10 protein-coding genes are annotated in these 7,813 nt (G+C 70.6%); 2 read left to right on the forward strand and 8 right to left on the reverse strand.

Annotated features, from left to right (window positions below; translation table 11 throughout):
- The first annotated feature begins 23 nt into the window (after window positions 1-23).
- Window positions 24-1,238, forward strand: coding sequence for a pyridoxal phosphate-dependent aminotransferase (locus tag LQ940_RS21635; RefSeq protein ID WP_442939781.1), 1,215 nt, complete (start codon window positions 24-26; stop codon window positions 1,236-1,238).
- A gap of 65 nt (window positions 1,239-1,303) precedes the next feature.
- Window positions 1,304-2,086 (forward strand): lysophospholipid acyltransferase family protein, encoded by a 783-nt coding sequence (locus tag LQ940_RS21640; RefSeq protein WP_231241258.1) that lies wholly within the window; start codon window positions 1,304-1,306, stop codon window positions 2,084-2,086.
- Window positions 2,087-2,253: 167 nt separating this feature from the next.
- Here LQ940_RS21640 and LQ940_RS21645 read toward each other — a convergent pair whose 3' ends face one another.
- The 8 genes from LQ940_RS21645 to rpmH form a co-directional block, all read right to left on the reverse strand.
- Entirely contained in the window at window positions 2,254-3,273 is a 1,020-nt protein-coding gene (locus LQ940_RS21645; protein ID WP_231241257.1) for a ParB/RepB/Spo0J family partition protein, read from the reverse strand.
- Window positions 3,270-4,214, reverse strand: coding sequence for a ParA family protein (locus LQ940_RS21650; protein ID WP_374229473.1), 945 nt, complete (start codon window positions 4,212-4,214; stop codon window positions 3,270-3,272). Before LQ940_RS21650 ends, LQ940_RS21645 begins: the two co-directional genes overlap by 4 nt.
- 197 nt (window positions 4,215-4,411) lie before the next feature.
- Complete coding sequence (gene rsmG / locus LQ940_RS21655) at window positions 4,412-5,086, reverse strand: 16S rRNA (guanine(527)-N(7))-methyltransferase RsmG (RefSeq protein WP_231241256.1); 675 nt, start codon at window positions 5,084-5,086, stop codon at window positions 4,412-4,414.
- 94 nt (window positions 5,087-5,180) lie between these two features.
- The gene (locus tag LQ940_RS21660) at window positions 5,181-5,765 is read right to left on the reverse strand and encodes a Jag family protein (protein WP_231241255.1); all 585 of its coding nucleotides are present in this window, start codon (window positions 5,763-5,765) and stop codon (window positions 5,181-5,183) included.
- A complete protein-coding gene (yidC, locus tag LQ940_RS21665; protein WP_374229481.1) occupies window positions 5,762-6,757 on the reverse strand; it encodes a membrane protein insertase YidC in 996 nt (331 codons plus the stop codon). Before yidC ends, LQ940_RS21660 begins: the two co-directional genes overlap by 4 nt.
- A 36-nt stretch (window positions 6,758-6,793) precedes the next feature.
- Complete coding sequence (yidD, locus tag LQ940_RS21670) at window positions 6,794-7,051, reverse strand: membrane protein insertion efficiency factor YidD (RefSeq protein ID WP_231241253.1); 258 nt, start codon at window positions 7,049-7,051, stop codon at window positions 6,794-6,796.
- A complete protein-coding gene (gene rnpA / locus LQ940_RS21675) occupies window positions 7,048-7,392 on the reverse strand; it encodes a ribonuclease P protein component (RefSeq protein ID WP_231241252.1) in 345 nt (114 codons plus the stop codon). The genes yidD and rnpA overlap by 4 nt, the downstream gene beginning before the upstream one ends.
- A gap of 47 nt (window positions 7,393-7,439) precedes the next feature.
- Window positions 7,440-7,577: a 50S ribosomal protein L34 gene (gene rpmH / locus LQ940_RS21680; RefSeq protein WP_193610531.1), complete on the reverse strand. Its 138-nt coding sequence runs from the start codon at window positions 7,575-7,577 to the stop codon at window positions 7,440-7,442.
- Between the last annotated feature and the right edge of the window lie 236 nt (window positions 7,578-7,813).

The raw sequence follows: 7,813 nt of genomic DNA on the forward strand, positions 1-7,813 counted from the left end.
CCCTTCCTGAGAGGATGACACCCGTGCGCCAGATACGGCAGAGCCGCAAGCTCCACAACGTCCGCTACGACGTGCGGGGACCCATCCTCGTGGAGGCACAGCGCCTCGAGGCCGAGGGGCACCGGATCCTCAAGCTCAACATCGGCAACCCCGCGCCGTTCGGCTTCGAGGCGCCCGAGGCGATCCTCGCCGACATGATCCACCACCTCCCGGAGTCGCAGGGCTACAGCGACTCCCGCGGGATCTACCCCGCCCGCACCGCGGTGGCGCAGTTCTACCAGCAGCAGGGGCTGCAGGACGTCACCGTCGAGGACGTCTTCATCGGCAACGGCGTCTCCGAGCTGATCTCGATGGTGCTGCAGGCCTTCGTCGACGACGGCAACGAGGTCCTCGTCCCCGCCCCCGACTACCCGTTGTGGACCGGCGCCGTGACCCTGGCCGGCGGGGTGCCGGTGCACTACCTCTGCGACGAGGACGACGACTGGAACCCCGATCTGGCCGACATCGAGTCCAAGATCACCGAGAACACCCACGCCATCGTCATCATCAACCCCAACAACCCCACGGGTGCCGTCTACAGCAAGGAGACGGTCGAGGGGCTGGTCGACATCGCCCGGCGCCACGAGCTGGTGGTCTTCTCCGACGAGATCTACGAGAAGATCCTCTTCGACGACGCGGTCCACCACCACACCGCGAAGGCCGCGGGCAGCGACGTGCTCTGCCTGACCTTCAGCGGCCTCTCCAAGGCCTACCGGGTCTGCGGCTACCGCGCCGGCTGGGTGATGATCTCGGGGCCCCGGGAGATCGCGCAGGACTTCCTGGAGGGGCTCACCCTCATCGCCAACATGCGCATGTGCGCGAACGTGCCCGCCCAGCACGCGATCCAGACCGCTCTGGGGGGCTACCAGTCCATCCAGGAGCTGATCGTGCCCGGCGGGCGGTTCTACGAGCAGAGCATGCTCGCCCACCGCCTGCTCAACGACATCCCCGGCGTCAGCTCGGTCAAGCCCCGTGGCGCCCTGTACTGCTTCCCGCGCCTCGACCCCGAGGTCTACGCCATCGAGGACGACGAGGCGTTCGTCATCGACCTGCTGCGGGCGAAGAAGCTGCTGGTCACCCACGGCACGGGCTTCAACTGGCCCACCCCCGACCACTTCCGGCTCGTGACGCTGCCCGACGTCGCCGTGCTGGAGGAGGCCATCGGCCGGATCGCGGAGTTCCTGGCCACGCGTCGCTGACCGGGCCGCAGGGGCCGGCCCGGCAACTGAGAGGCTGTGCTCACCCACCGCCGACGAGGAGCCCCATGCGCGACATCACCTACCCGCCGATCATCCGGACCGCCAAGACCCTCTTCCGGGTGCTCGGCCAGCGCTTCGACATGACCGGGACCGAGCACGTCCCGCGCGAGGGCGGCGTGCTGCTGGCCTTCAACCACGTGGGCTACCTCGACTTCGTCTACGGCGGTCTCGCCGCGAACCCGTCGGGGCGCCTGGTGCGGTTCATGGCGAAGCGCGAAGTGTTCGATCACCCCGTGGGCGGCCCGGTGATGCGGTCCATGCACCACATCCAGGTCGACCGCGGCGACGGGCTGGCGTCATACCGGTCGGCGGTGGAGTACCTGCGCGAGGGCGAGGCCGTCGGCATCTTCCCCGAGGCCACCATCTCCCGGGCCATGGAGCTCAAGGAGTTCAAGTCCGGCGCGACCCGGATCGCGGCCGCCGCGGGCGTGCCCCTGCTGCCGGTGATCCTGTGGGGCACCCAGCGCATCCTGACCAAGGACCATCCCCGCGACCTCTCCCGCGGCAAGACCATCGCGATCCGGGTGGGCGAGCCGCTGCATCCCACCGGCGCGGACCCGGCGGCGGAGGGCGAGGAGCTGCGCCGAGTGATGGCCCGCCTGCTCGACGAGACCATCGCGGCGTATCCCGCCGAGGAGCAGCCCCCGGGCTCCTGGTGGCTCCCCGCCCGCCACGGCGGCGGCGCCCCTACCCTCGAGGAGGCGGCGGCGCTGGACGCCCAAGAGCAGCGCGACCGGGCCGCCAAGCGCGCCGCCAAGCGGGCCGCCAATCGGGCGCAGCAGAAGTAGCCCCGGCCGGATAGTCCCGGACGAAGGTGTCGTTGTTTCACGGGAAACACGACACCTTCGTCCGGGACTATCGGCATTTCAGGCGTTTTCGCAGGTCAGCGCCTCGCGGACGACTGTCGTTACATCGACGTGTCGCTTTGTCTGTATGTCGACAAACCGACATGTGCCTAGATCGGCCGGTCGTTGCGGTTGCGCGGGTCCATGATGTCGATGATCCGGCGTAGGTCGTCGAGCGAGGCGAACTCCACGGTGATCTTGCCCTTGCGCTGGCCCAGGTCCACCTTGACCCGGGTCTCCAGTCGCTCGGACAGACGCTCGGCGATGTCCGTCAGGCCGGGGGCCGTGGGGCGGCGGCGGGCGCTGCGCTGACCGGTGGAGCCCACGTCGCCGACCGCGACGATCTCCTCGAGGGCGCGCACGCTGATGCCCTCGGCGACGACCCGCTGGGCCAGGCGATCCTGGACCTCGGGGTCCTCGACGGCCAGCAGCGAGCGGGCATGCCCGGCCGACAGCACGCCGGCCGCCACGCGTCGCTGGACCGCCGGGCTGAGCCGGAGCAGACGCAGGGTGTTGCTGATCTGCGGACGCGAGCGGCCGATGCGCGTGGCGAGCTCGTCGTGGGTGCACTCGAAGTCCTCGAGCAGCTGGGCGTAGGCCGAGGCCTCCTCCAGGGGGTTCAGCTGCGAGCGGTGCAGGTTCTCCAGCAGCGCATCGCGCAGCATGTCGTTGTCGTCGGTCTCCCGCACGATCGCCGGGATGGCGGTGAGGCCGGCCTCCTGCGAGGCCCGCCAGCGCCGCTCCCCCATGACCAGCTCGTAGGCCTCGGGCCCGATCCGGCGCACGACGATCGGCTGGAGCAGCCCCACCTCGCGGATCGAGTGGACCAGCTCGGCCATCGCCTCCTCGTCGAACACCGCACGCGGCTGCACCCGGTTGGGCGCGATCTGCTCCGTCGGCAGCTCGGCGAAGTAGGCGCCGGTGTCGTTCGTCGCCGGGGTCGACTGCCCCGGCCCGGACTCCGAGGCTGTCGGAGCAGCAGGCGGCGCGTCCGCGGCGTTCGCCGGACCGGATGTCGCCTCGGAGACCGCGCCGGACGGCTCTGAGGCGCGCTCCGGCTCGCTCGGCGCGGTCGGGATCAGCGACCCGAGTCCGCGGCCCAACCCACGACGCTGCTGCGGACGACTCACGGACGTACCCCCTTGGTGGCGATCTCGCGAGCAGCCTCGAGATAGCTGAGCGCACCCGGGGACCCCGGGTCGTAGGTCATCACCGTCTGGCCGTACGACGGCGCCTCCGAGACCCGCACGGAGCGCGGGATGGAGGTCTTGAGCACCTGGTCGCCGAAGTGCTCGCGCACCTCCTCGGCGACGCCGGCCGCCAGGCGGGTGCGGGCGTCGTACATCGTGACCAGGATGGTCGAGACCGCCAGGTCCGGGTTCAGGTGCGCCCGCACCATGTCCACCGTCTCGAGGAGCTGACCGAGGCCCTCGAGCGCGTAGTACTCCGCCTGGATCGGGATCATCATCTCGTCCCCCGCGACCAGCGCGTTGAGCGTGAGCAGGCCGAGGGAGGGCGGGCAGTCGATGAACACGAAGTCGAAGCGGTCCTCGCCGACGTCCTGCGCGCTCCCGACCAGGGGGTGTCCCGAGATCGCGCGCTGCAGGCGTCCTTCACGGGCGACGACGCTGACCAGCTCGATCTCGGCGCCGGCCAGGTCGATGGTCGCGGGGACGACGAACAGCCCCTCGACATCGGGGCAGGGCACGACCACGTCGGCCAGCGGGACACCGTCGACCAGCGCGTCGTAGGTCGAGGGGACCCCGCGACGGTGCTCGACGCTCAGCGCGGTGGACGCGTTCCCCTGGGGGTCCAGGTCGATGACCAGGACCCGCTGACCGAGCTGCGCCAGGCCGGCCGCGACGTTGACCGTGGACGTGGTCTTCCCGACCCCGCCCTTCTGGTTGGCCACGACGAACACCCGGGTGGCCTGGGGTCGGGGCAGGGCGGGACGGGAGGCCGTGCGCTGTCGGGCGATCAGGCTGTGCTGGGCGGCGCGCGCCAGGGGAGTGGCCGCGTCCTCGAACCCCTCGCCCTGTGAGGCCACCTCGGCGGCCGTGCGCACCGGCACCCCGCCAAAAGGCTTCGCTGGCGACGTTTCACGTGAAGCGTCGCCGGTCTCGGTTTCACGTGAAACGTCACCGTCTCCCGTTCTGGTTCCACGTGAAACATCGTGGGCGCCGGAATCCGCCGCCTGTGGATAAGTGGGCTGGACCTGTGGACGGTCAGGCTCAGCAGACGGGGTGCCGCCGGTGGAAAACTCCTCGGTCACGCGTTCCGCCTCTGCTTGCGTCGAGTCTGGTCCGGGCGCCGGCGGGGCCGCGGCGTCGGGGCAAGCGGCCAAGATACCCGGGTGGGATCGGCCCAGGGAACCCGGACCGCGATGGTGGTGGAGGAGAGCAGCCCCTCGCCCAGGACGACCACCTCCGGAGTGCCGCAACCGAGCCGCTCGAGCACGTCGGTCGCCGCAAGAATCTCCTCGTCCACGGACGAGCCCTTCATCGCGACGAGCGCGCCCTGCGGCTCGACCAGCGGCATCGACCAGCCCAGCAGCCGGTCCAGGGGCGCGACCGCGCGGGAGGTGACGACGCCGAAGCGCCTCTCCCCGTGCAGCGCGTCGGCGCGCCCGCGCACGACCTCGACGTTGTCGAGAGCGAGCTCGGCGACGGCCTCCTCCAGGAAGGTGGTACGCCGCAGCAGCGGCTCCACCAGGGTCACCCGGAGATCGGGCCGGCGGATCGCGAGGACCACGCCGGGCAGGCCGGCGCCGGAGCCGATGTCACACACGGTCGCGCCGGGGGGGATCAGGTCGCCGAGCACCGCGCAGTTCAGCAGGTGTCGCTCCCACAGCCGGGGGGCCTCACGCGGACCGATCAGGCCCCGCACCACCCCGGCGCCGGCCAACAGCTCGGCGTACCTCTCGGCGAGGGGGAGTCGGTCCACAGCAAACACCCTCCGTGCCACCTCGGGCACGGAGGGCGTCGGCTGTTCTGACTCGGTCACCGGAGCGATCCTTGTTTCACGTGGAACAAAGCGCTCACGCGGGGACGATCACCACGAAGCGGCGCGGCTCGACGCCCTCCGACTCGGAGGTGAGGCCGGCCTCGGCGACCGCGTCGTGGACCACCTTGCGCTCGAACGGGCTCATCGGGTCCAGCGAGACCGGCTCGCCGGTCTCCTTGACCTGGGCGATCAGACGCTCGGCCAGCTCCACGAGCTGCTGGCGCTTCTCCGCGCGGTAGCCCGAGATGTCGAGCATGAGCCGCGAGCGGTCGCCGGTCTCCCGGAACACCGCCAGGCGCGTGAGCTCCTGCAGCGCCTCCAGCACCTCGCCATCGGGGCCTACCAGCTGGGACAGGTCCGCGCCCACGATCGACACGGCGGCGCGATCGCCGTCCACGTCGATGTCGAGGTCGCCGTCCAGGTCGGCGATGTCCAGCAGCTCCTCGAGGTAGTCGGCCGCGATGTCCCCCTCGCGCTCCAGCTGCACGATGCGGTCGCCGCCCGCGGTCACCGGGGTCTCGGACTCCGTGGGCTCCGTGGGCTCCGTGGTCTCGGCGGTCTCCGCGGGCGCGGCGGTCTCGGTCTGCTCGCTGGTGTCGGTCTCGACGTCGGCGCTCATCGGGTGTCTCCCTTGTTCTGGTCAGGTCGGGGCTTGCGGTGGCCCTGGCGCTGCTGAGCCTGGCGCTGCCGGGCCTGGCGCTGAGCCTTGGTGAGCTTCTTGGGCTGCTGCCGGGTGGCGGGACGGGGCGCCTCCGGCTCGGGGGCGACCTCCTCGACCACCAGCGTGCCGCGCTTGATCGCCTTGGTCTTGTCCCGCTCCTCCTTGGCCTTGGCGGCCGGCGTGCCGGGAGCGGGGTTGTTGCGGATGACGTAGAACTGCTGGCCCATGGTCCACAGGTTGGAGGTGGTCCAGTACAGGAGCACGCCGATCGGGAACGCCACGCCACCCAGGCCGAACGCCACGGGCAGCACGTAGAGCAGCATCTTCTGCTGCTGCGCGTAAGGGCCGCTGAGCGCGTCGGCCGGCATGTTCTTGCGCATCAGCTGGCGCTGGGTGGTGAACGTCGTGGCGGTCATCGCAAGGACGAGGACCAGCGCGACCAGCATGACACCGAGGTCTGGTTCGGCGCCCCAGGTGCGGGCCCCCCAGAAGGAGTCCGCGATCGGGATCGTCCCGAAGATCTCGGCGTCACCGAACTGCTTGGCGAGCTTCTCGGTGAGGAACCCGTGCGCGGTGCCCTTGCGCGCCGCCTGGTCGAGGAGCCGGAACAGCGCGAAGAAGATCGGCATCTGCAGCAGGATCGGCAGGCACGAGGCGAACGGGTTGGTGCCCGTGTCCTTGTACAGCTTCATCGTCTCCTGGGCGAGACGCTCCCGGTCGTGGCCGTACTTCTTCTGCAGCTCCTTGACCTTGGGCTGGATCAGCTGCATGTTGCGGCTGGACTTGATCTGCCGCACGAAGAGGGGGATCAGCGCGATCCGGATCACCAGGGTCAGCCCGATGATCGACAGCGCCCAGGCCAGGCCGCCCGCGGGATCCAGCCCGATCTGGTCGAAGAGCCAGTGCCAGGCGAGCAGCACCGCCGAGATGGCGTAGTACAGCGGCGTCATGATGAAGCTGCCGATGTCGGAGAAGAATCCCACTGCTCAGGCTCCTTGGTTGGGCGTCGAGGTCGGGTGGCCCGCGGCGACGCGGGGCGGGACGGGGTCGTAGCCACCCGCGGCCCAGGGGTGGCACCGCGCGAGGCGGCGCACGGCGAGCCATCCGCCACGGACCGTACCGTGCTGCTGCACCGCCTCGAGGGCGTAGGCAGAGCAGGACGGGTGGTAGCGGCAGACCTGGCCGTAGAGCGGACTGATGACGGCGCGATAGGCCTTCAGCAGCCCGATCACGACGTACTTCATGCGGCGTCCCTCGGTTGCACTCGACCCAGACAACGATCCAGGTCGGCGCCCAGTTCCTCGCTCGACGCCCCGCCGGCGGCCGGCAGGGCCCGCACGACGAGGGCGCCCGAGGCCGGCAGCGCGCTCAGCCGGTCACGCACCAGATGGCGCAGCCGGCGCTTGACGCGGTTGCGCACCACGCTGTTGCCCACGGCCTTGCTGACCACGAAGCCGACCCGCAGGTCAGGGGAGTCCAGACCCGCCAGGTGCACCACCAGGGTGCGCGAGGACGACCGCCGTCCCGTGCGGGACGTGCGGCGGAAGGTCTCGGCGTCGGTCAGCCGGTGTGCCGAAGGCAGCACAGGGTCGCGGGGGTGCGTCTGGCCAGCTCGGCCGGGGACGCAGTGCCTCAGACGGCCAGTTCCTTGCGGCCCTTGCGACGACGCTGGGACAGGATGGCGCGACCGGCACGGGTGCGCATGCGCAGGCGGAACCCGTGCACCTTGTGGCGACGACGGTTGTTCGGCTGGTACGTACGCTTGCTCACGGCTGTCTCTTTCGGTTGGTTCGGGAAGGGTCACGCCGGCGGATCGGCAGTGCCTGGCTCCTCGGGGCGGGCCCGCGGGGCCGGTTCAACTGGCACCGCCCATCCACGGAGACGAAGACTCTTCCCGTGGACATGCGGCACCGGTCGACACCGGGCGACCGGCCAACGGTACGCGCTGGTTCTCCACAGGGTCAAACCGGTGCGACACCCCCTCCCCGACCTCTCCACACCGGGTC

This window comes from Nocardioides sp. cx-173 (assembly GCF_021117365.1).
In the GTDB taxonomy this organism is placed as follows: domain Bacteria; phylum Actinomycetota; class Actinomycetes; order Propionibacteriales; family Nocardioidaceae; genus Nocardioides.

Coding starts and splice junctions, on each gene's coding strand:
- LQ940_RS21640 (WP_231241258.1), top strand. CDS start 1,304: ATGCGCGACATCACCTACCCGCCGATCATCCGGACCGCCAAGACCCTC.
- yidC (WP_374229481.1), bottom strand. CDS start 6,757: ATGACGCCGCTGTACTACGCCATCTCGGCGGTGCTGCTCGCCTGGCAC.
- LQ940_RS21660 (WP_231241255.1), bottom strand. CDS start 5,765: ATGAGCGCCGACGTCGAGACCGACACCAGCGAGCAGACCGAGACCGCC.
- yidD (WP_231241253.1), bottom strand. CDS start 7,051: ATGAAGTACGTCGTGATCGGGCTGCTGAAGGCCTATCGCGCCGTCATC.